17 protein-coding genes are annotated in these 22,125 nt (G+C 55.2%); 7 read left to right on the top strand and 10 right to left on the bottom strand.

Features of this window, described 5'->3' with window-relative positions; translation table 11 throughout:
* Nucleotides 1–72: 72 nt before the first annotated feature.
* From P159_RS0107190 to P159_RS0107180, 3 genes are read right to left on the bottom strand one after another with little or no spacing between them, the layout of a single operon-like run.
* On the bottom strand, nt 73–1,389 hold the full coding sequence (locus tag P159_RS0107190) for a gluconate:H+ symporter (RefSeq protein WP_029542786.1): 1,317 nt from the start codon (nt 1,387–1,389) through the stop codon (nt 73–75).
* Nucleotides 1,390–1,427: 38 nt separating this feature from the next.
* Nucleotides 1,428–2,837 (bottom strand): decarboxylating NADP(+)-dependent phosphogluconate dehydrogenase, encoded by a 1,410-nt coding sequence (gnd, locus tag P159_RS0107185; RefSeq protein ID WP_029542785.1) that lies wholly within the window; start codon nt 2,835–2,837, stop codon nt 1,428–1,430.
* Between the two features lie 9 nt (nt 2,838–2,846).
* Nucleotides 2,847–4,400, bottom strand: coding sequence for a gluconokinase (locus P159_RS0107180; protein ID WP_221174080.1), 1,554 nt, complete (start codon nt 4,398–4,400; stop codon nt 2,847–2,849).
* A 274-nt stretch (nt 4,401–4,674) separates the two neighbouring features.
* Here P159_RS0107180 and P159_RS19905 point away from each other — a divergent pair, with 274 nt between their 5' ends.
* Complete coding sequence (locus P159_RS19905) at nt 4,675–4,764, top strand: HRDC domain-containing protein (RefSeq protein ID WP_072004125.1); 90 nt, start codon at nt 4,675–4,677, stop codon at nt 4,762–4,764.
* 136 nt (nt 4,765–4,900) lie between these two features.
* Here P159_RS19905 and P159_RS0107170 read toward each other — a convergent pair whose 3' ends face one another.
* Both P159_RS0107170 and P159_RS0107165 read right to left on the bottom strand, forming a co-directional pair.
* On the bottom strand, nt 4,901–5,191 hold the full coding sequence (locus P159_RS0107170) for a transketolase C-terminal domain-containing protein (protein ID WP_349254356.1): 291 nt from the start codon (nt 5,189–5,191) through the stop codon (nt 4,901–4,903).
* Nucleotides 5,192–5,246: 55 nt separating this feature from the next.
* Entirely contained in the window at nt 5,247–5,942 is a 696-nt protein-coding gene (locus tag P159_RS0107165) for a 5'-methylthioadenosine/adenosylhomocysteine nucleosidase (protein WP_029542780.1), read from the bottom strand.
* A 219-nt stretch (nt 5,943–6,161) separates the two neighbouring features.
* On the opposite strand from P159_RS0107165, the gene P159_RS0107160 reads away from it, so the two are divergent.
* The gene (locus P159_RS0107160; RefSeq protein WP_029542779.1) at nt 6,162–7,208 is read left to right on the top strand and encodes a Fic family protein; all 1,047 of its coding nucleotides are present in this window, start codon (nt 6,162–6,164) and stop codon (nt 7,206–7,208) included.
* Between the two features lie 97 nt (nt 7,209–7,305).
* Here P159_RS0107160 and P159_RS0107155 read toward each other — a convergent pair whose 3' ends face one another.
* Nucleotides 7,306–8,799, bottom strand: coding sequence for a fucose isomerase (locus P159_RS0107155; RefSeq protein ID WP_029542777.1), 1,494 nt, complete (start codon nt 8,797–8,799; stop codon nt 7,306–7,308).
* Between the two features lie 302 nt (nt 8,800–9,101).
* Here P159_RS0107155 and xylB point away from each other — a divergent pair, with 302 nt between their 5' ends.
* The 5 genes from xylB (at nt 9,102) to P159_RS0107130 (ending at nt 15,864) form a co-directional block, all read left to right on the top strand.
* Nucleotides 9,102–10,592 (top strand): xylulokinase, encoded by a 1,491-nt coding sequence (xylB, locus tag P159_RS0107150; RefSeq protein WP_029542776.1) that lies wholly within the window; start codon nt 9,102–9,104, stop codon nt 10,590–10,592.
* Between the two features lie 170 nt (nt 10,593–10,762).
* Nucleotides 10,763–11,386, top strand: coding sequence for a DUF4867 family protein (locus P159_RS0107145; RefSeq protein WP_029542774.1), 624 nt, complete (start codon nt 10,763–10,765; stop codon nt 11,384–11,386).
* Nucleotides 11,387–11,534: 148 nt separating this feature from the next.
* Nucleotides 11,535–12,950 (top strand): MFS transporter, encoded by a 1,416-nt coding sequence (locus P159_RS0107140; RefSeq protein WP_029542773.1) that lies wholly within the window; start codon nt 11,535–11,537, stop codon nt 12,948–12,950.
* A 31-nt stretch (nt 12,951–12,981) separates the two neighbouring features.
* On the top strand, nt 12,982–14,598 hold the full coding sequence (locus P159_RS0107135; RefSeq protein WP_029542771.1) for a glycoside hydrolase family 43 protein: 1,617 nt from the start codon (nt 12,982–12,984) through the stop codon (nt 14,596–14,598).
* A 258-nt stretch (nt 14,599–14,856) separates the two neighbouring features.
* Nucleotides 14,857–15,864, top strand: a complete 1,008-nt coding sequence (locus tag P159_RS0107130) for a LacI family DNA-binding transcriptional regulator (protein WP_318253535.1) — start codon at nt 14,857–14,859, stop codon at nt 15,862–15,864.
* A 934-nt stretch (nt 15,865–16,798) separates the two neighbouring features.
* Here P159_RS0107130 and dcuC read toward each other — a convergent pair.
* The 4 genes from dcuC to P159_RS0107105 form a co-directional block, all read right to left on the bottom strand.
* The gene (gene dcuC / locus P159_RS0107120; RefSeq protein WP_029542766.1) at nt 16,799–18,184 is read right to left on the bottom strand and encodes a C4-dicarboxylate transporter DcuC; all 1,386 of its coding nucleotides are present in this window, start codon (nt 18,182–18,184) and stop codon (nt 16,799–16,801) included.
* Between the two features lie 237 nt (nt 18,185–18,421).
* Nucleotides 18,422–19,210 (bottom strand): sulfite exporter TauE/SafE family protein, encoded by a 789-nt coding sequence (locus P159_RS0107115; RefSeq protein WP_029542764.1) that lies wholly within the window; start codon nt 19,208–19,210, stop codon nt 18,422–18,424.
* Nucleotides 19,211–19,315: 105 nt separating this feature from the next.
* A complete protein-coding gene (locus tag P159_RS0107110) occupies nt 19,316–21,322 on the bottom strand; it encodes a methyl-accepting chemotaxis protein (RefSeq protein WP_029542762.1) in 2,007 nt (668 codons plus the stop codon).
* 192 nt (nt 21,323–21,514) lie between these two features.
* Nucleotides 21,515–22,090 carry a hypothetical protein gene (locus P159_RS0107105; protein WP_029542760.1) on the bottom strand — a complete coding sequence of 192 codons (576 nt, stop codon included), beginning with the start codon at nt 22,088–22,090 and terminating at the stop codon, nt 21,515–21,517.
* Between the last annotated feature and the right edge of the window lie 35 nt (nt 22,091–22,125).

Raw genomic sequence — 22,125 nt, 5'->3', positions numbered from 1 at the left:
TATAACGCATTAGAAAGGAAACCAAAAGGGACTGCAGTCCGCCCATTGGGTCGGTCTGCAGTCCCTGGTTATTCAAATGATGGCATCCAGCGCCAGCACGCCAAGGAGGCCCATGACGGAGATGATGGTCTCCAGCACGCACCAGGTGCGCACGGTCTGCTTGACGGAAAGCCCGAAGAATTCCTTGAAGAGCCAGAAGCCCGGGTCATTGGGAGGGCTGAGAATCAGGCTGCCAGCACCGGTGGCCAGCACCATGAGCTCGGGATTCACCCCCGTCACCGCCACGATGGGAGCGGCAATGCCGCCTGCCGTGAGAGCTGCCACCGTGGCACTGCCGCAGGCAATGCGGATGACCGCTGCCACCGTCCAGGCCAGGAGCAGGGGAGAAAGGTTGGACTGGGCAGCAATCTCACCGATGTACCTGCCCACGCCGCTGTCGATGAGGATCTGCTTCAGGGCACCGCCGCCGCCCACGATGAGCAGGATCATGGCGATGGTGAGCACAGCTCCCTCACAGATCTTCATGATCTCGGGAATGGTCTTGCCCTGCCTGATGCCGAAGGTGTAGATGGCCGCTGCCACTGCAATGGTCAGGGCCATGTCCGGAGTACCCAGGAAGGTGAGCCACTGATAGAGGCCGGAATCAGCAGAAAGAGTCAGCTTGGCAATGGCAGAAGCGGCCATGAGCACCACGGGAACCATGGCGGTGAAGACGGAGATGCCGAAGCCGGGCATTTCTTCATCCTCGAAGACCTTGCTGCTATGCATGCCCTGGGGAGATTCCGGCTGGATGTCCTTAGTGGTATTGGCAAAGAGGGGTCCTGCCACAATGGCAGTGGGAATGGCGATGATGGCGCCGTACACCAGAGTCAGGCCAATATCTGCATTGTAGATGATGGAAATGGCCGTGGGTCCCGGATGGGGCGGCAGGAAGCCATGGGTGACGGAGAGAGCCGCCGCCATGGGAATTCCCACCTCCAGCAGGGGAATCTTCGCCGCCGTGGCGATGGTGAAGACCAGGGGAATCAAGAGCACGAAGCCGATTTCGTAGAAGAGGGCGATGCCCACGATGAAGCCAGTGAGGGCTACAGCCCATTTCACCCACTTGCGCCCGAATACGTCGATGAGGGTGGTGGCGATGCGCTGGGCACCGCCGCTTTCTGCCATGAGCTTGCCCAGCATGGCGCCGAAAGACACCACGATGGCCAGGCCGCCCAGGGTTCCCCCCAGGCCCTTTTCAATCACGGGGATGATCTGCCCCTCGGGCAGCCCCTCGGCGTAGCCCACCAGTCCTGCCACCAGGAGCAGGGAGAGGAAACTATTGAGCCTTACTTTCACAATCAGGAAAAAGAGAAAGAGTATACCAACTGCCAAAATTATAAGCGGCATAAACAAGCCCTCCTATTGTCTCCAATCAGATGATGAACTCAAAAATGCTTCTGCCATTCGTGGTGGAAGCTGCCCTCCCGGTCAGTGCGCCTGTAGGTGTGGGCGCCGAAGCAGTCCCGCTGTGCCTGGATGAGGTTGGCTCCCAGATGCCTGCCCCCCAGTGCGTCCAGGTACTCAACCGCACAGGCCAGGGCCGGAATGGGAATGCCAGCCAGCATGGCCTGGGCAGCTGCCTGCCGCAGGGAGGCGAGATTTTCCCTGACCTTCCCCGCAAAGAACTTGTCCTGCAGGAGATTCTTCAGCCCCGGCTGTTCCCCATAGGCCTCCGTGATCCTGTCCAAAAACTCTGCCTGGATGATGCAGCCGGAGCGGAAGATGGCGGCAATCCGCCCCAAATCCAGCTGCCAGCCGAAGTGTTCCGAAGCGGAGCTGTAGAGGGCAAAGCCCTGGGCGTAGGCCGCAATCTTGCCCAGGTAGAGGCTCTTGCGCACCATTTCCACGAATCCTTCGGCAGGCTCTGCCTTTCTCTCTGCCTGCACCAGAGGAGCCAGTTCCTCCCTTTCCTCCAGCAAGTTGGACATGACCCGGGCATTGCAGGCAGCGGTGATAAGTGAGGTGTTCACCCCCTGCCGCAGGGCCTCTATGCTGGTCCAGCGCCCCGTGCCCTTCTGGCCGGCGCTGTCCAAAATCTTGTCCAGGAGCTCCCCGCCTGCCTCGTCAGCCTCCATGAAGATATCTGCCGTGATGCCGATGAGAAAGCTCTTGAGCTCCCCTTGGTTCCATTGGTGGAAAATCTCGCCAATCTCGCGGTTACTATAGCCTCCGGCATATTTCAGCAAAAGGTAGGCCTCAGCAATCAGCTGCATATCTGCATACTCGATGCCGTTGTGCACCATCTTCACATAGTGCCCCGCACCGTCAGTGCCCATGTAGGCGCAACAGGGCTCTTCCCCTGCCCTGGCAGCGATGGCCTCATAGATGGGGCGCACATATTCATAGGCAGCCTTGTCCCCGCCGGGCATGATGCATGGCCCACGGCGGGCCCCCTTCTCCCCGCCGGAAATGCCTACACCGAAGTAATGGAGGCCTTTCTCCTGCAGCAGGTCATGGCGGCGGCGGGTATCCTCAAAGAAAGAGTTGCCTCCGTCCAGGATCATGTCCCCAGGCTCCAGCAAAGGCACCAGCTTCTCAAGCATGGAATCCACCGGGGTCCCGGCCATGATCATGAACATGATGCGGCGGGGCTTTTGCAGGGAGTCCACAAATTCCTGCAAGTCGAAGAAGCCGTGCATGCGCTCATGGGGATGCTCCTTCAGCACCTTTTCCGTCAGGTCTGGCGTGTAGTTGTAGCAAGCCACCTCAAAGCCGTGATCAGCCATATTCAGGGCCAGGTTGCTGCCCATGACGGCCATGCCCACCATGCCGATATCCATTTTCTTCTCCATCATGATGCCTCCCTATGCATGAGCCTTCTGGAATGCGGCAATAGCGGAAAGCTCCGGCTGCAGTTTCCAGTACAGGCTATCAAATATCTGGTAAAGTTCCTTATAAACCTTGGCCTCTTCAGGGTCAGGAGTTATGATGCGCTTTGGCTTCACCAGTTCCCTGGTGGCCCCGATGCCGGAGAGCTCGCCGCTGGCAATGAAGCCCAGCACCGCCGCCCCGAAGGCCGCCCCCTCGCTGTTGTCCGGCAGAATCAGTTCCTCATTCAGCACGCTGGCAAGGATCTGCAGCCAGAGCGCCGACTTAGTGAAGCTGCCGCTGACCCGGATGTCCCTGATTTCCCCAAAATCCCGCAGGGCCAGCATCACTGCGTTCATGCTGTAGGAAATGCCCTCCAGGCAGGCCCTTATCATGTGTGAACGGCTATGATTGAGTGAGAGGCCGAAGAACATGCCCCGCAGCTCCGAATTCCAATAAGGTGCCCGCTCCCCAGTGAAGCAGGGCAGCATGACCAGGCCGTCAGAGCCCGCCGCCACATGGGCGGCCTTCATGGTCATAAGGTCGTACCCATCCACATCAAGGTTTTCCAGATGATGAGGCGTGTAGTGGCAGACCTTGTCCTTCACCCAGCGCAGGATCATGCCCCCGTTGTTGATAGCGCCTCCCGCTACCCACATATCGTCTGTCAGGTTGTAGCACCAGGTACGCATCTTCCCGTCGGTGAGGGGCTCCCGGGTGAGCATCCTAAGGGCACCGCTGGTACCGATGGTGGCGCTGAGCTGCCCTGGCTCCACCGCCCCGATGCCCACATTCACCAGCACTCCGTCTGTGGCGCCGATGACCACTGACAGGCCTGCAGGCAGCCCCATTTCCGAGGCAGCGCTCTCCTGCAGTTTCTCCAGGTGGGTAGTGGATACCACCTCCGGCAGCTGCTCCTTTTTCAAGCCCGCATAGGAGAGGATTTCCTCATCCCAAACGCCTTGCTTTTCATTGTAAAGGCCGCTGGTGCTGGCCGCCGACTTGTCTATGAGCCACTTGCCCGTGAGTCCGTAGAAGAGGTAGTCCTTCAAGGAGCCCACGTATTTCATCTGGCTGAACATATCCGGGTGATTCTTCTTCAGCCAGAGAATCTTGGCCAGGGGATAGGAAGCGTGGATGGGGCAGCCTGTCTTCTCGTAGAAGCGGCGACAAAGTCCCTCGTCCTCCTTCATCTCCCGCACGATGCCTGCACTGCGGCTGTCTGCCCAGGTCTGCATATCCATCAAGGGGCGATAATGCTCGTCCAGCCCCGCAAAGCTGTGCATGACAGTGCTCAGGGAAAGTCCTGCCAGCTGGCGGCTCTTGTATCTGAGGTCAGCAGCGGCCTTGCCCACCACCTCCTTGACTGCAGCGAAGATCTGCTCTGGATTCTCTTCCGCCCAGTCCGGATGGGGTGTCAGCAGAGGATAAAAAGCCTCTGCACCAGCCGCCTTTTTGCCCGTGATGTCATAGGCAATGGCACGGACACCAGTGGTGCCTACATCAATGCCAATCCAAACTGCTTCCTGGCGATATTGAAAGCTCACCATCATCACTCCTTATATCTAAATGTTATATATCTTTCATTTATGAAGTCATTATAGCACGGCAACATATCATTTGCAACTACTTTTTCAGATTTTATTTTGTTTAGTGATATAAAACTATCATTTTGATTGAGTTTTTCCCGTAGGTTTCCAACCATCCCCCTCAATCTATGGTAGGATGGTAATACCGATCATTTTCGAATCAAATTTACAGAAATAGGTGTTTTCATGGACAATCCTTATATAGCCGAGGCCCAGACTCTGCTGCGCAAGTACTATGGACGAGATGTTGGAAGTCAAGGGCATCGGCGAGAGGAAACTGGAAAGGTACGGAGAAGAATTCCTCAAGTGCATACTGGAAGGATAATGCTATTGAAGTTGGTTTGAAGTTGATGTTGAAGTTATGTTGAAGTGTTTTTGAAGTGTTTTTGAAGCAGTTCAATCAACGCATATCGAAAAGCCCGAGGCGCTTGACAGCACCTCGGGCTTTCCTGTTTATGAAGTTATTTTCCCAGCATCTCTTTAGCTGCTGCTGCGATATGCTCTGCGTTGAGTCCGAATTGCTGCAGAAGTTCGTCTGCGGAGCCGGAGTGGTCGAATTCGTCAGGGATGCCCAGGCGCTTCACCGGCACAGGCTGATGCTCTGCCAGCAGGGAGCACACAGCTTCGCCCTGGCCGCCGCTGATGTTGTGTTCCTCTACGGTGATGAGCTTGCCGCGGTCCCTGGCGGCCTGCAGGATAAGTTCCTCATACAGAGTCTTGATGGTGGGCATGTTGATGATGCGGGCGGAGATGCCGTCACCATTTTATTTTAAGTAATACTCAATGGTCCAATCCATGTCATACGTCTCACCAGTTCTCCAGCATATACTGCACCAGCCTTGACGAGTTCTTCGCCGCCTTCTGCTCGAATTCCTCGAAGCTCACCTGGGCGCTGCCGTCGGCCTTGTCGGAGATGGCGCGCAGGACTACGAAAGGCAGGTTGTTGGCATGGCAGACCTGGGCGATGGCTGCGCCTTCCATTTCGGCGCAGGTGCCGTCGAAGTCTGCGATGATGCGCTCTTTAGCCTCCTTGGAGGAAATGAACTGGTCGCCGGAGCAGACCCGGCCCTCCACGGCCCTGATGTCAGGCAGAGCCGCCTTGACAGCAGCCAGGGCCTTTTGCCGCAGAGTCTCATCTGCCTCAAAGGCCACCTTGCCCGTGAAGGGAATCTCCCCCTTCTTGAAGCCGATAGCTTCCACTGTGAAGTCATGCTGCACCGCGTCTTTGGAAATGACGATGTCCCCAATATCCAGTTCATTGCTGAGGGAGCCGGCCACGCCGGTGTTGATGATATGGGTGACCGCAAAATCATCCACCAGGATCTGGGCGCAGATGCCCGCATTGACCTTGCCAATGCCGCTCTGCACCACCACCACATCCATCTGCCCCAGCCTGCCTTCGCAGAACTCCATGGAGGCCTTCGTCTCCTTGCGGGAGGTGTCCAGGGCGGCCTTCAAGGCCTCAACTTCGGATTTCATCGCGCCGATAATTCCTATTTTCATTTTGTCAAATCTCCTTTCCTATTTGCTGAAATCATATACTCCTTCGACACAGGCCAACAGAATCCTGCCGGATCTCTGCTCTAATAGGAACTCACCTTATAACAGATTGCTGGCTGCCGCCAAGAGGAAACTTTGTTATGTACAAGATAATCTTGCACCATCTTCTCTTGTGTTTCTGCATATACTATGCTAATTTATATGCAGAAAGGCGGTGACTATATGCATATCTTTGACTACTCTTTCCTGGACAACGGTCTTTTGCCTGCAGCGCTTACCAACCTGACGGCCAATATCTATGCACTTCGCTCTGCCTCCGGCCTGCGCCGGGAGGCCAACCCAAAAATCTTCACCGAGCTTGAGCAGGTGGCCCGCGTACAATCTGTCAAAAGCTCCAATGCCATTGAGGGTATCATCACCAGCGATGAAAGAATAGCCGCCATAGTAAACCAAAGCAGTGCTCCTCTGAACCACGATGAAGCTGAGATTGCGGGCTACAGGGATGCTCTGAACACCATACACACAAATTTTAAGGATCTCGATTTCCGCCAGGCTGATATTCTCTCCCTCCACGCCCAGCTCCTGGCCTTCAGCGGCAACGACGATGGCGGCAAGTACAAGCAAAACGACAATCTCATCCTGGAAATCGACAGCGCTGGCAAACGTCGCATACGCTTTCGCCCCGTGCCTGCCCAAGAAACTGCCGAGGCTATGGAGCAGCTTGAACTCGCCTATATGGAAGCCCGTGGCAATGCCAATATCAACCAGCTCCTGCTCATCCCCTGCGTCATTCTCGATTTTCTCTGCATACATCCCTTCCGGGACGGTAACGGGCGCATGTCCAGGCTGCTCTCCCTGCTGCTGCTCTACAAAAAAGGTTTCCTGGCGGGAAAATACATATCTTTCGAGGAACAAATCAACCTATACCAGCAGCTCTACTACACCGCCCTGCAGGAATCAAGCCGGGGCTGGCACGAAAACACTTCGGACTATGCCCCCTTCATGAAAAACTTCCTTTCTATGCTCTATATGTGCTACAAGGAACTGGACAAACGCTTCGCCATCCTGCACGGCAAAAAAGTCACCAAAAAGGCCCGCATAGAAGCCACTCTGGAAAACAGCCTCACGCCCTTATCCAAACGAGACATCTGTGCCATCCTGCCAGACGTAAGCCCCACCACCGTAGAAGCAGTGCTGGGGGCTATGGTAAAGGCCGGAAAAATCCGCCGGGTAGGACAGGGACGGGCCACAAGATATATAAGAACATAAACCAAAGCATATACCATCCAATAGAAAAGACAGGCACCTCGCAAAAGGCGCCTGTCTTTTTCGTTGGAGCTATATGTAAAACTTGTGGAGAAAAGTTTTACGCAAAGGGATTCTCCGTGGGATACGGGAGATTAGCGGGCTGGTTGTAGCTGATGTCAGCCACTCCCAGGAAATTGAGTACATCGTAGATGGCGCGGCCAAAGTGTCCGAAGGCCACGGCGCCGTGATGGGGGAAGCGCTTCTCGATGAGCACATGGCGGTAGAAGCGGCCCATTTCGGGGATGGCGAAGATGCCGATGCCGCCGAAGGAATTGGTGGCAGCAGGCAGGATCTCTCCCTGGGCGATATAAGCCCGCAAGGTGCCTTCACTGGTGCTCTGGAGGCGGAAGAAGGTGATGTCACCGTCAGTGATGTCACCTTCCAAAGTGCCACGGGTGAAGTCGGGGGTGCCGCCATTTTCCAGCAGGCGGTTCTGTATGAGCTGGTACTTCACGCCGCCCTTCTTCAGCTTGCAAAGGGGAGTGTTGCCGCAGTGGAAGCCCATGAAGGTGTCAGTGAGCTTGTACTTGCCAGCGGGGGCAATGCTTTCCTCATAGAGGTCTTTAGGCACGGAATTGTTGATATCCAGCAGAGTCACCGCATCGCCGCTGACGCAGAGGCCGATGTACTCGCTGAGGGCGCCGTAGATATCCACTTCACAGGATACAGGAATGCCCCGGCTCACCATGCGGCTGTTCACATAGCAGGGCTCAAAGCCGAATTCCTTGGGGAAAGCGGGCCAGCACTTGTCAGCAAAAGCCACGTACTTACGGGAGCCTTTGTGCTCCTCCATCCAGTCCAGCAGGGTCAGCTCGAACTGGGCCATGCGGGGCAGCATTTCGGGATAGGGATTGCCCTCCTTGCCCAGCTCCTTGGCCATATCATCGGCAATTTCCTGGATGCGGGGATCACCCTCATGGCTCTTGTAAGCCACCAGCAAGTCCAGCTCAGAGTTTTCCTCGATTTCCACACCGAGGTCATAGAGAGGCTGGATGGGTGCATTGCAGGCGAAGAAGTCCTGGGGACGGGGGCCAAAGGTGATGATCTTCAGGTCCTTCAGTCCCAGCAGAGCTCTTGCCACGGGCTGGAAGTCAGCAATCATATCAGCCAGCTCCTCAGCGGTGCCCACCGGGTACTCGGGGATAAAGGCTTTCAGATGCCTGAGGCCCAGGTTATAGGAGCAGTTCAGCATGCCACAGTAGGCATCGCCACGGCCATTGATGAGGTTCTTGCCCGTTTCCTCGGCAGCGGCCACATACATCACCGGGCCGTCAAAGACTTTTGCAATGAGGGTTTCCGGAGTCTCCGGGCCGAAGTTGCCCAGGAAGACGGTGAGGGCGTTGCAGCCAGCGTCTTTGGCTTCCTGCACAGCCTCCAGCATATCCTTCTCGTTTTCCACGGTTTTCTTCACTTCATAGAGCTCGCCGTACTTTTTGCTGTAGGCTTCTACGATGGACTTGCGGCGGTTCTCGGACAGGGAAATGATGAAGCAGTCACGGCTCACGGAGATGATGCCGCATTTTACAGAGGGGATGTTCTTCAGATTATTCATGGTTAAGCGCTCCTTTGATACACGTTTGCGTGCTCATGCACGCTTGATACATGCAAAGCATAGCACCCCCAGGCCAGCTTGTCAATCGTTTTATTTTGATTTTTATCGCTCTGTAAAATTTCGACTCTTGTTTTATATTATTAGTGGTGTTTAAACGCGATAAATAAAATAAAAAATTGTCCCACAAAAAGTATTGATTCTTGTTTCGTCCTGTGCTATATTGATTACCGTGAGTTGCGTTCATAAGCACGCAACGCCGAGAACGCAATACGACAGATATCGTATTTAGGGAGGAACCTGAAATGAAATATCTTATCGGCGTGGACGTGGGGACTTCCGCCACCAAGACGGTGCTCTTTGATGAAGAATGCCACCAGGTGGCAGAGGCCTCCGCTGAGTATCCCCTCTACCAGCCCCAGAACGGCTGGGCAGAGCAGGATCCCAAGGACTGGGAGGAAGCCGCTGCCAGCACCATCCGGGAAGTCATGGCAAAGAGCAGGGTGGATAAGGAAGATGTAGTTGGCATGGGTCTTTCCGGCCAGATGCACGGCCTGGTGATGCTGAATGAAGCCAATGAGGTCATCCGCCCCGCCATCATCTGGTGCGACCAGCGCACGGCGGCTGAATGTGAGGAAATCACCGCCAAGGTTGGCAGAGAGCGTCTGATAGAGATCACCGCCAACCCCGCCCTCACGGGCTTCACCGCTTCCAAGATTCTCTGGGTGCGAAACCATGAACCGGAGAATTACCAGGCCTGCCGCCACATTCTCCTGCCCAAGGATTATGTGCGGTTCGCCATGACCGGAGAATACGCCACGGAGGTTTCCGATGCCAGCGGCATGCAGCTCCTGGATGTGCCCCATCGTTGCTGGTCAAAGGAAGTGCTGGAAAAGCTGGAGATAGATGAAGCTCTCCTGCCCAAGGTCTTTGAATCCCCGGAAATCACCGGCACTATCACCCAAGAGTTTGCTCAGCGCACGGGCCTTTCCACCAACTGCGTAGTGGCAGGGGGCGCCGGTGACAATGCGGCGGCTGCCGTGGGCACGGGCATTGTGGAGACAGGCAAAGCCTTCACCACCATCGGCACCAGCGGCGTGGTCTTCGCCCATACTGACCGGCCTCTCATCGACCCCAAAGGCAGGGTCCACACCTTCTGCTGTGCAGTGCCGGGTTGCTGGCACGTCATGGGGGTGACCCAGGCAGCAGGCCTTTCCCTGAAGTGGTTCAGGGAGAATCTGGCAGAGAACATGGACTATGAGGCCATCAATCAGGCTATTGCCAGCGTGCCAAGAGGCAGCCGCAGACTTATTTACCTTCCTTACCTTATGGGTGAGCGCACTCCCCATCTGAATCCCGACTGCCGTGGCGTGTTCTTCGGCCTTTCCGCCATGCACACCAAGGCCGATATGCTGCGGTCTGTGATGGAGGGCGTCAGTTTCTCCCTGCTGGATTGCTGGGATATCCTCAGGGAAATGAAGATTGAGGTCAAGGATATGATGGCCTGCGGCGGCGGCAGCAAGAGCGCCCTGTGGCGGCAGATGCTGGCCAATATGTACGGCTGCCCCGTGAAGGTGGGAGCCGAGGCAGGAGGTGCAGCCCTGGGGGCTGCGATACTTGGCGGCGTGGCAGCCGGGGTGTTTGAGGATGTACCCAGCGCCTGCAGGAGGTTTGTGGGGACTACTTCGGTTTGTCAGCCTAAGGCTGATGCTAATGCCTTCTATGCTAAGGAACATGAGGTTTATAAGAAGCTTTATAAGAGTTTGGAGCCTTGCTACGCAGAGTTGGCATCCTAAGTTAAGTTTCGGCTGTTCATTTTCTTTGGCGCAAAGAAAACGAACCAAAAGAGTAAACATGCCAGTGGCATGTTTACGCGGCCTTGAATTTGTCCTAAATTCAACGGCCGCAGGCCCCCATCCTTGGGGGCCTGGGGTTCGGGAGATTTGCATTGTCTGAGGTAACGAGTATGAAAACAGTTAACGACAAAGAATTTCTGACCTATGGCAGAGTGCTGGATGTTGATACCTATGAATTCACTACGGCTATCAGTGGGCACGAGCAAACGGCTCAGGGGGAGGTTGTTTATGAGCCTTCTGTGGCTGAGTTTGAGGAGTTGCCTCTTTTCTCTGAGATGAGTGAGAGGGTTTATGGGGATATGCCAGTGGAGTTTGGGCATTGCTCCGGGTGGAATGAGAAGCTGAATGCTTTGGAGTATCATCGCAGTTCTGAGGTGGATATTGCGGCTACTGATCTGATCCTCATGGTGGGGCGCCAGCAGGATATCGACCAGAAGACCTTCACTTATGATACGGAGAAGGTGGAATGCTTCCTGGTGCCCAAAGGGACGGCGGTGGAGCTTTATGCCACTACTTTGCACTTTGCACCATGTGGGGTGGATGGCAAGGAGTTCCGCTGCGGAGTGGTGCTGCCTCGGCATACCAATGAGGAGCTGAAGGCCGACACCACGAAAGCGAAGGGCGAGGACAAATTGCTCTTTGCGGTGAATAAGTGGCTGATTGCACACGAGGAAAGTGGTCTTGGGGACGAAGGCGCTTGGGTTGGCTTGAAAGGGGAAAACCTCTCTTTGTAAGATTTCGGTTGTTCATTTTCTCTGGCGCAGAGAAAACGAACCAAAAGAGACAGCGGACTGAAATCACATCCTATGATTTCCGCGTCCGCGGGGCCCCATCCCTGGGGCCTGATATATGCCGTTCTTTTTTTGGAAGGAGCTAGTTGAAATGGAAGCCTTGAAAAATTATAAGCTTAGCATGAGGGAGAAGACGGGCTATGCTATGGGTGATTTGGCCTGCAACCTCATCTACACTACGGTCTGCACTTATCTGTTGTTTTTCTATACCAATGTCTACGGGCTGCCTGCCGAGATTGTGGCCACTATGTTCTTGGTGGTGCGGGTGATGGATGCGGTAGTTGACCCTATCGTGGGTACTTTTGTGGATAAACATACCTTCAAATATGGCAAGTTCCGTCCTTACCTGCTTTATGGTGCCTTCCCCTTTGCCGTGCTGGGCATTCTCTGCTTCAGCACCCCGGAACTCACTGAGGGGGCCAGCATCATCTATGCTTACGCCACCTATATCGGCCTGTCCCTGGTCTACACCACCATCAACATCCCCTACGGCGCTTTGACTGCCGCCATGACCCGTGACAACAAGGAAGTGGTGAGCATGACCTCTATCCGCATGCTCTGCGCCAACCTGGGCGGCCTGATTGTTTCCTTTGGCATTCCCGTGCTGGTCACCATGATTTCCGGCAGCTACACCGGTGAGGAATCCCGTTTTGGCTGGCAGGTCACCATGGGCCTCTACAGCGTCATCGGCGCCCTCCTTCTCCTCTACTGCTTCTCCCAGACCAAAGAGCGCATCCAGATTGACCCTTCCAATGATGAAAAACTCCGCTTCACCGATGTGTTCAAGCAGTTCAAGGTCAACCGCCCCCTGGTGGTACTGAGCCTTTTCTTCATCATCCTCTTCGGCATGATGGCCGTCATGAATTCCATTGGCACCTATTTCATCACTTACAACTGCAACCGTCCTGACCTGATCCAGTGGTACGGCCTCATCGGCACCCTGCCTGCTTTCTTCCTGCTGCCCCTGGTGCCCACCTTCAACAAGCTGGTAGGCAAGATCAATCTCCTGCGCATTTCCCTGGTGCTGGGCATCATCGGCTGCGCCGTCACCTATGCTGTGCCTGCTGAGAACATCTCTCTGGTGCTCATTGCCCGCTTCATCGGCTCCTGCGGCATCATCGTGGCTGGTGGCTTTATGTGGGCCCTGATTCCCGAAACTATTGAATATGGCGAGTACAAGACCGGCAAGCGCCTCAGCGGCATGATCTACGCCATCATCGGCTTCTTCTTCAAGTTCGGCCTGGCTCTGGGCGGCATTGTCCCGGGCTTCATGCTGGCCCGCTTCGGCTATGTGGCCAACGCCGTCCAGACTCCGGAGGCTCTACAGGGCATCCTGCTCACCACCACCATCATTCCCATACTGTTCCTGGCTGTGGCCTTCATCGACATCTGCTTCTACGGCCTTGATGACAAGCGCTACCACGAAGTAGTGACGGAGCTGGAGCGCCGCCACAACGCAGAAAAAGTCCAGGAGGGTGAAGCCACCCTCGCCACCAGCACTCTTTGATATTTCCTAAAGCAAGATTGGAGACTTCATCATGAAAATACAGAACCCCGTACTGAAAGGTTTCAACCCCGACCCCAGCATTGTCCGGGCTGGCGATGACTACTATATCGCCACTTCCACCTTCGAGTGGTTCCCCGGTGTGCAGATCCACCATTCCAAAGACCTGGTCCACTGGCATCTGGTGGCTCATCCCCTGGACACCACCGAGTTCCTGGATATGAAGGGCAACCCCAACTCCGGCGGCATCTGGGCCCCTGACCTCAGCTACGCCGATGGCAAGTTCTGGCTGATCTACACGGACGTGAAGGTAGTGGACGGCATGTGGAAGGACTGCCACAACTACCTCACCACCGCCGAGGATATCCACGGTCCCTGGTCGAAGCCCGTGCTGCTGAACGGCGCCGGCTTTGACGCCTCCCTGTTCCATGACCCCAGCGGCAGGAAGTACCTGGTGAATATGTACTGGGACCAGCGGGTCTACCATCACAACTTCTACGGCATTGCCCTGCAGGAGTATTCCGTTCAGGAAGAAAAACTCATCGGCAAGCCGGAAATCATCTACAAGGGCACGGATATCGCCTATACCGAAGGGCCCCACCTCTACTACATCAATGATATGTACTACCTCATGACCGCCGAGGGTGGCACCACTTACCAGCACTCCGAGACCATTGCCCGCAGCAAAGACATCCACGGTCCTTACGAAATCCAGCCGGACTATCCCCTGCTCTCTGCCTGGAAGGAAGTCCACAATCCCCTGCAGAAATGCGGCCACGCTTCTCTGGTACAGACCCAGAACGGCGAATGGTATCTGGCCCACCTGACGGGCCGTCCCCTGCCCACGCCGAAAGGCTTCCCCAGCCGGGAGCGTGAGCAGCACAGCTTCTGCCCCCTTGGCCGTGAGACCGCCATCCAGAAAATCGAGTGGAAGGACGGTTGGCCCATAGTAGTTGGCGGCCAGCAGGGCAGCCTGGAAGTGGAAGCCCCGAACCTGCCCCAGCAGGCATGGGAGCCCACCTATCCGGAGCATGATGATTTTGACAGCGCGAAGCTGAACATCAACTTCCAGACTTTGCGCATTCCCTTCAGCGAGAAATTAGGCAGCCTCACCGCCCGCCCCGGCTTCCTGCGGCTCTATGGCCGTGAGTCCCTCCAGTCCACCTTCACCCAGGCCCATGTGGCCCGCCGCTGGCAGAGCTTCAACTTCGACGCCCAGACCAGCGTGGAGTTTGCTCCCGAGTCCTTCCAGCAGATGGCTGGCATGACCTGCTATTACAACACTGAGAACTGGAGCAGCGTCCATGTGACCTGGAATGAGGAAAAGGGCCGCTGCATTGATTTGGTAGTGGCAGATAACGGCAGCTTCTCCATGCCCCTGGCAGGCGAGGAGATTGCCATTCCCCAGGAGTTCAAGGCCGTACATTTCAAGGTTGAGGTGCGGGGCAGGAGTTATCGGTATTTCTATTCCTTTGATGGGGAGAGTTTCACGGAAATCCCCGTGGTGCTGGATAGTTGGAAGCTTTCCGATGATTATGTGCGGGGAGGAGGGTTCTTTACTGGGGCTTTTGTGGGGATAAATGCCATTGATATAACCGGGACGGGGATGCCGGCTGATTTCGATTACTTCTCTTATAAGGAACTTGACTGAGTCCTTATACGTCAGCTCTCTTTGTTAGGTTTCGGCTGTTCATTTTCTTTGGCGCAAAGAAAACGAACCAAAAGAAAACGTGGCCTTGAATTTGTCCTAAATTCAACGGCCACAGGCCCCCATCCATGGGGGCCAGGGGTTCGGGAGTTTTGGGGTTCGGGAGTTCGATGAACAGTGCATGCTCTCTTTTAATGTGGAGGATTTAATGTTAAGATGTACAATAGACAATAGCTTAGGGGGTGTGCGGATTTGGTCACTATGAAGGAGATTGCTGAAATATGCGGGGTCTCTCGGGGGACGGTGGACAGGGCCTTGAATGGGCGTGGTCGGGTCAATGCGGAGACGGCGGAGAAAATACGCAAGACTGCCAGGGAGCTGGGCTATGAGCCCAATCCTGCTGGCAAGGCCTTGTCGGCCCGCAAGAAGCGCCCCGTCATCGGCATCGTGCTTTCCTCCGAGGACAATCCCTTCTTCGACGATGTGCTCAAAGGCATGGAGGAAGCCGCCGCCGAGTACAAGATCTACGGGGTGCAGATAGAGTACCACACCATGAAGGGCTACGATACGGAAAAGCAGCTGGCCACCCTGAAAGAAATAGCAGGCAAGGTGCAGGCCCTTATCATCAATCCCATTGATGACCCCGCCATAGCCACCCAGCTGGACAAGATGATTGACTCAGGTGTCTTCGTGGTGACGGTGAACAACGACATCCAGGGCACCAGGCGCCACTGCTATGTGGGCAGCGACTACTACAACGGCGGCATCACTGCCTGCGCCCTCATGGAAGCCCTGCTGGGAAAGGAAGCCAACATCGCCCTGATCCTGGGCAGCCGCAAAGTGCAGGGCCACCGGCTGCGGCTGGAGGGCTTCAAGGCCCGCATGGAAAAAGTCCCGGGCTTTCACCTCTCCGCCACTCTGGAGAACAACGATGACGATATCTGCGCCTTTGAAAAGACCAAGGAGCTTTTGGCAGAGCATCCCGAAATCAACGCCATCAGCATCCTGGCTGCCGGTGTCTACGGCACCTGCCGGGCCATCATGCAGCTGCCAGAGGAGAAACGCCCTCTCGTCATCTCCTTCGACACCATACCCACCACGGTAGAAATGCTGAAGACAGGCCTTATCAAGGCCACCATCTACCAGCACCCCTACCGCCAGGGCTTCTCTGCCGTAAACAAGGCCTTCGAGTACCTGGTACACGGCCATGTGCCGGAGAAGGAACTGTGCATCATGAAGAATGAAATAAAGCTGTTTGAAAACCTCTAAAAACACAAAATGGCGGGTGTCACGTTTCGCGTGACACCCGCCATTTTTTATCCCACCAGCCACTCCGAGCCTTAGAATCGAAGTTCACACCGATTTTGAAAAGCTGCCGCTTATCGAATCTATTCCCTACTGCCAAAATTCCCAATGGACGTATACTACATTTTCCTGTCCGTCACACTGAAATCCCTGATTCTATACTTTTTGTTATTCTGAATGTATTTGTCATCTTCACGACAGAAGAAAGAACACGGCACATAACCATACCTATCATCCTTGCGCAGAAAAAGATGGGCGTAATTACCATCCCTTAAATCGTACATAAGGAAATCAGCCTGTATTCTTGTCCTATTCCTCTTGGAAAACTCGATTATGATTTCCCCTGACTTCATGTGCTCTATAAGGCTATTGATTCTATGAAATTCCCTCATCCTATCGTACATATCATCAAGGAAACTGCTCCTCTCAATGGATGTGAAAGTGATTTTCCTTGACATGATGCGCGTATACAGAAACCGCGGCCTTGATAGATGTTTCATATCCAGCAACTTCTGAAAACCAATCAAATGGTAGAAGTGTTCCGGCAAAAACAAAAATGACAGCTCCAACACCTCATCTTTGTACCCGGCTGTAATATGATAGTCTTTATTCAGCAATTCCCTATATTTCAAGGCAGCTTCATACAATAAGTCCATAACCCCTCCATAACGTACAAAAGGCAACGCCCTAAGACGCTGCCTTTTGCAATGTGCTTTTCCCTTCGGGAGAGAAATTCTCCCTATCCGCGACATGGCTAAACACTAACCTAAAAAAACCTCGCTGACTACATCCACGGCGATGAACCTCAAGCTCAAGCGGTTAGAAACGGATTGGCTACCGCTCCTTTATGAGAAGATTGTACCATAATCAGTCTAAAAAATCAATGATACCCAGATATTCAGAAGAACAGGATCAGCGTCACTGCGATATTCACTACCGTTGCCACAGCCACGGGAATGAAGGTGCGCTTGGCCAGATCCATGGGTGAAAGACCTGCGGCACCAGCCACCACGATCATGACGGCGGCTATAGGCGACAGGGAACGAGCCAGATTGGACACGAAGTTCATGGGCAGCACCAGGAGCACCGGAGCAATGCCGGAGAGGGCTGCCACTTTCGGGGCCAGGGGCACGAAGGCAAAGAAGGTGGCATTGCCGCTGCCGGTGATGAGAGTGGCAGCGATGATGATGGAAACAAAGACGAACATCATGCCGATACCACCCAGGCCGGCGCTCTGGGCTCCTTCAATCAGGGTGTCGATAGCACCAAGGGAAATAAGGCCTTTGGAGAAAGTCTCCGCAGCCACCACCAAAGTGACCACCGCAGCCATCTGCATGCCCATGCCCTGCCAGAAAGCGCCAATATCCTGGCAGGCCTTGAGGCCGTCCCGATGGCGCAGAAACTCGATGAGCATGGTGATGAAAATGCTGACGAGAGTAGCCAGGCTGATGTCCATCTCGATGCCCATGCCTTCATTCAAGCCGAAGAACAGCACCAACAGCAGGGGCAAGGTGGGCAGCAGGGCGTAGAAGGCAGGCACCTGGGGGCTTTCCTGGGCTTTGGCCTGCTCCTCAGTCACCGCAGCAGACACATCCTTGCCCGCCATTTCGTCGGGATGCTTCACATCCAGCCAGCGCTGGACGAAGAAGTGGGCGATGGCCAGAGCCGCCACAGTGCACAGGCCCACGGGCACCTGATACTGCATGAAGTAGGGCACGATTTCCATGCCGATGAGTTCGGCAGCAAAGATATTGTCAGCCCCCGCAGGTCCCCAGCCCGGGGCGGCTGTGGTGGCAATGACGGCGCAGGCCGCGATCCGGCTGACTCCCAGCCTTACCAGCACAGGATACATGGTGACCATGAGCAAGAGGCCGAAACCTGAAGCTGAGCTGATGAACATGGCCAAAAAGTTCCCCAGCACAGAGGTCAGGGCCAGCACCAGATAGGGATGCCCCAATTTCTGCAGGGGCCTGACAGCAATGCGTACCAAAGAGGTGCTGGCGCCGATGCAGTCCATATACTTGGAAAATCCGCCGATCAGCATGATAATCATGCCCAGCTTGGCAGCCCGGCTGCTGAAGGCCAGGCTTATGGACTGTATGATATCCAGCCAGGGAGAACCAGTGGTCTGCTTGGCGGGCAGGATCTCTCCCAGACCAAAGACCAGCGTCAGCACCATCATCACGATGCCGGCGGTAAAGAGTACAGGCTGCGCCGGGTACTTTTTCAGTACGAACCGTGCCACCCAGGCCACCACCAGGATGGCAATAAGAAGACCTAACATAAAATGATACCTCCTGAATTTTTCGCACAGGACATGTCACCTTTACAACCGACTGTCATGAAGCGTACACGCCCCGCGCAATTATGTATTATTTATAATTATAATAAAATAAAAATAGATAATACACATCTATGATATAACAGCCAGAGCAGACTAGCAAGAGGCAAATGCGTATAATTAAGGCGGGTGCCACGCGCAAGTGGCACCCGCCTTGTATCGTTGTCTGGCTTCAACCTTTCACATACTCCCCGACATGATGAGCCGCACGCTCACGCACAGCATGGCCACTGCCAGCAGCAGGAGGATGGTCCTGGACCTGGTCTTGCGGGAGATGCGCGCACCTATCTGGGCGCCGATGGCTGCGCCTATGCTGATGCAGATGGCGGGCAGCCAGACCACGTGCTCCAGCAGCACGTGAGTCACAGTACCTCCCAGGGCCGAAACTGCCAAAATGAAGCAGGAGGTGGCCGTGGCAATGTGGACGGGGAAGTTCAGCACATAGACCATCATGGGCACGTGGATGATGCCGCCCCCCACCCCGAAGATGCTGGACAGGAACCCCACTCCCATGCTGGCCATGATACCCAGGCCCCGGTTGTAAGTGAAGCCCTCCGGTATTTCCAGCAGGTTCTCATGCTTCACATGGGTGGCATTCCAGTACATGAGCAGGGCCATGCAGCCTATGAACAGCCCGTAGTAAAGATTCAGCATTTCCACCGAAAAGCCATCCACCAGCCAGGACCCCAGGAACGCCCCGGGCAGAGTGGCCAGGGCAAAGGGAATGGCCGCGTGGAAAAAGACCCGCTTCTGACGGATATAGGCCAGGGCCCCGGACATGGCATTGGCCAGCACGATGAACAGAGACGTGCCCGTGATCTGGGCTGCCGTAGAGAAATAAGGGTAGATGCCACCTTTTGACATAAAGAAGATAAACACCGGCACGCAGATCAGGCCGCCCCCGATGCCCACCAAGGAGCCAAAGACACCTACGCCCATGCCCAGCAGGAGAAATAAAATGAATTCCATATCATACCACCTCAAAGCTGCCATCACAATAATCCATCAGTCTACTATAACCCCAAAAAGGCCCGGAGCACAAGCTCCGAGCCTTTTACTGTCAATATGAAACTGTCAGACCCTGAACCTTTCCACTTCCTTGGCCAGCTGCTCTGCCTCCTCTGCCAGCCCACGGGTGGCGGCGGCGATTTCCTGGGCAGAGGCGGATTGCTCCTCCGTGGTGGAGGATACTTCCTCTGTCCGGCGGGCATTGGTATGGCTGATTTCGGCAATAGCCTGCACAGCCTGCTGCATGGAGTTGTTGCCCTCGGACACGGACTGGATGCTCTGGGACACGTCCCTGATGCCACCGGCCAACGCGTCAATGGTTATCTTGATGGACTCGAAAATCGCATCTGCCTCCCTGACAGAAGACATGCTTCTTTCCACGCTGTCGGCGCTTTCTTCGCTGGCCGTCACGGCACCGTGCATATTCGACTGAATCTTGGCCACCAGATCCGCAATCTGCTGGGTGGAATTCCCGGACTCCTCCGCCAGCTTGCGAACCTCCTCAGCCACCACGGCAAACCCGCGGCCAGCCTCGCCGGCTCTGGCAGCCTCGATGGCCGCATTCAGCGCCAGCAGATTGGTCTGCTCCGCAATGCCGGAAATCATCTCCACAATCCTGCCGATTTCCTCGGAGCTCTGGGACAGTTCCCTGATAGAGGCCTTCACCGTGGCAGTGCTGCCGCTGATGGTGCCCATGGACTCCACCACCCTGTGAATGGCCTCCCGGCCTGACTGCACAGTGGCCACCGTCTGCTCGGTGACCATGGCAATGGCATTGGCGCTGTCTGCCACTGCTGAGGTGCGCTGGGCCATCTCCACCGCCGTGCCGTCTGCTGCCGCAGCAGAATCTGACTGCTCGCTGATGCCCTCGGCTATCTCTGCAATCTGGGCGGCAGCCTTGCAGGCCGCATCAGCCGAATGGTGGGAAGCCGCCGTCAACTCCTCTGCTGAAGCCGAAACCTGCAGGGCATTCTGCTGGATATGGCCGATGAGCTCGCGGATAGTGCGGCGCATTGTCTTGAAGCCCCTTGCCAGCTCTCCCAGCTCGTCATTGGAATCCACCGCCAGAGGACGGGAACGCAGGTCACCGGTATTGATGATCTGGCACTCCTCCTGCAGGGCCACTATGGGGTCACACATTTTCTTGCCAATATACCAGATGGCGGCCAGGACAAGGACCACCATCAAAAGGCCCACCAATCCCATGACCTTCACCAGATTGTAGGCATCTGCCCGCACCTCTGCCAGGGGCGCCACAGACACGGCAATCCAGGTGCGATTGGCCAGATGAATCGGAGTGAACACCGCCTGAGAAATCACCCCGCTGGAGGTGGTGTACTCAGTGGAAATCTGCTTGTCCTGCTGCACAGCATTCAGGAAGCCGTTCACCAGTGCCATATCCAGTTTCTTGCTGGACTCCTCCTTGGACAAATCCAGCTTGCCCACATCCTCCGGCTGCTGGGCATAGGCAATGCAAAGCCCCTCCTGGTCGGCGATGTAGACACGGCCATTTTCCATGTACTTGATCTCACCCACCAGCTTGGAGATCTCATCAAGTTCGATGGTGCCGTAGACAATGCCTATGAGCTGCCCGTTCTCCAGCACAGGATAGGCCATGATGGTGATGAGCTTGCCGCTGGTGCCGGAGACGGAAGGCCCCGTCATAGTTGGCTTCTTGGTCTCACGCACCTGCTTGATATACCCGCGACTGGTGCGGTCCATGTCCTTGTTCTTGTCCGATACCGCATGGCCTTCCACATCCGAGTAAGCCAGCATGGTGAAATTCTGCCGCTTGGCCAGGGTTTCAGCCAGCACCCTCACCTTTTCCTCACGGGAGCCATGCTTGATGATGGGATTATCAGCCAGAGCCTCCACTATCAGCTCCCGTTCCTGATAAGACTTCTCAATCTCCTTGGCGGTGCTGTTGCCAATCTCCTGGGCAATGATGTCAGTATTGCGGGTCAAGGCCGAGCTGGACATATAGTAGCTGATGGCAAAGAACAACGCAAAGCTCCCCACGAACAAGGGAATGAAAGTAGCCAGGAACTTAAAACGCAGATTGTTGACTTTCATAGTCGCCTCCTTATCCCCGCACGGTAAACCGTCAGACAGTAATTGATTGACAAGTTTTAAAATTCGTTCTCTTGTAGTATAGCTTAGGATGGGGCTGGTTGCAATCATTTTCTATTTATTCTTATCAATTTATTCTTATCAATAACAAAAGGGCAGAGGGACAACGCTGCTGTCCTCCTGCCCCGGATATCCTTAGCGGGCTAACCCCAATTCCTCTGCATGCTCCTGCATGCCCTTGATGCAGGCTTCCATCACCACGCCTGCTTCCAGCCCCAGCATCTCGAAGCCCCGCTTGATGACGTCGCGGTTGCAGCCTGCTGCGAAGCGTTTGTCCTTGAATTTCTTCTTCAAAGACTTCACCTCCATGCCTGTCAGCCGCTCCGGGCGCATGAGGGCGTAGGCGTGGACGATACCTGTGAGCTCATCCACGGTGAAGAGGCTCTTTTCCATATCCGACTGGGGCTCCTGGTCCACGCCTGTTAGACCGTGCCCGTGGGAAATGATGGCACAGATATCTTCCTCCTCTACCCCCTCCGGAGCCAGGAACTCCCGTACATGATGGCAGTGCTCGTCCGGATATTTCTCATAGTCCACATCGTGAAGCCAGCCGATGGCCTCCCAGTGGTCCTTCTCCTCCGCATCCTGGCCGAAATAATCAGCCATGGCCCCCATGGCGGCGCTGACGGCGGCAGCGTGGGTGAAAAGGTGGTCTTCGGTAACGTGCTTGGGCAGAATTTCTTTGGCTCTTGCTAAGGTAAGTTTGCTCATGTTTTTTCCCTCCCATATATTTACATCTTAACACA

The sequence above is a fragment of the Selenomonas sp. AB3002 genome, assembly GCF_000702545.1.
GTDB classification, from domain to species: domain Bacteria; phylum Bacillota; class Negativicutes; order Selenomonadales; family Selenomonadaceae; genus Selenomonas_B; species Selenomonas_B ruminantium_A.
Note: the sequence above shows the minus strand (reverse complement) of the source record. Positions and strands in the feature narration are given on the sequence as shown.

What these genes read in the sequence shown, in the direction of transcription:
- P159_RS0107190 (WP_029542786.1), bottom strand. Translation starts at nt 1,389, where the DNA reads ATGCCGCTTATAATTTTGGCAGTTGGTATACTCTTTCTCTTTTTCCTG.
- gnd (WP_029542785.1), bottom strand. Translation starts at nt 2,837, where the DNA reads ATGATGGAGAAGAAAATGGATATCGGCATGGTGGGCATGGCCGTCATG.
- P159_RS0107180 (WP_221174080.1), bottom strand. Translation starts at nt 4,400, where the DNA reads ATGGTGAGCTTTCAATATCGCCAGGAAGCAGTTTGGATTGGCATTGAT.
- P159_RS19905 (WP_072004125.1), top strand. Translation starts at nt 4,675, where the DNA reads ATGGACGAGATGTTGGAAGTCAAGGGCATCGGCGAGAGGAAACTGGAA.
- P159_RS0107165 (WP_029542780.1), bottom strand. Translation starts at nt 5,942, where the DNA reads ATGAAAATAGGAATTATCGGCGCGATGAAATCCGAAGTTGAGGCCTTG.
- P159_RS0107160 (WP_029542779.1), top strand. Translation starts at nt 6,162, where the DNA reads ATGCATATCTTTGACTACTCTTTCCTGGACAACGGTCTTTTGCCTGCA.
- P159_RS0107155 (WP_029542777.1), bottom strand. Translation starts at nt 8,799, where the DNA reads ATGAATAATCTGAAGAACATCCCCTCTGTAAAATGCGGCATCATCTCC.
- xylB (WP_029542776.1), top strand. Translation starts at nt 9,102, where the DNA reads ATGAAATATCTTATCGGCGTGGACGTGGGGACTTCCGCCACCAAGACG.
- P159_RS0107145 (WP_029542774.1), top strand. Translation starts at nt 10,763, where the DNA reads ATGAAAACAGTTAACGACAAAGAATTTCTGACCTATGGCAGAGTGCTG.
- P159_RS0107140 (WP_029542773.1), top strand. Translation starts at nt 11,535, where the DNA reads ATGGAAGCCTTGAAAAATTATAAGCTTAGCATGAGGGAGAAGACGGGC.
- P159_RS0107135 (WP_029542771.1), top strand. Translation starts at nt 12,982, where the DNA reads ATGAAAATACAGAACCCCGTACTGAAAGGTTTCAACCCCGACCCCAGC.
- P159_RS0107130 (WP_318253535.1), top strand. Translation starts at nt 14,857, where the DNA reads ATGAAGGAGATTGCTGAAATATGCGGGGTCTCTCGGGGGACGGTGGAC.
- dcuC (WP_029542766.1), bottom strand. Translation starts at nt 18,184, where the DNA reads ATGTTAGGTCTTCTTATTGCCATCCTGGTGGTGGCCTGGGTGGCACGG.
- P159_RS0107115 (WP_029542764.1), bottom strand. Translation starts at nt 19,210, where the DNA reads ATGGAATTCATTTTATTTCTCCTGCTGGGCATGGGCGTAGGTGTCTTT.
- P159_RS0107110 (WP_029542762.1), bottom strand. Translation starts at nt 21,322, where the DNA reads ATGAAAGTCAACAATCTGCGTTTTAAGTTCCTGGCTACTTTCATTCCC.
- P159_RS0107105 (WP_029542760.1), bottom strand. Translation starts at nt 22,090, where the DNA reads ATGAGCAAACTTACCTTAGCAAGAGCCAAAGAAATTCTGCCCAAGCAC.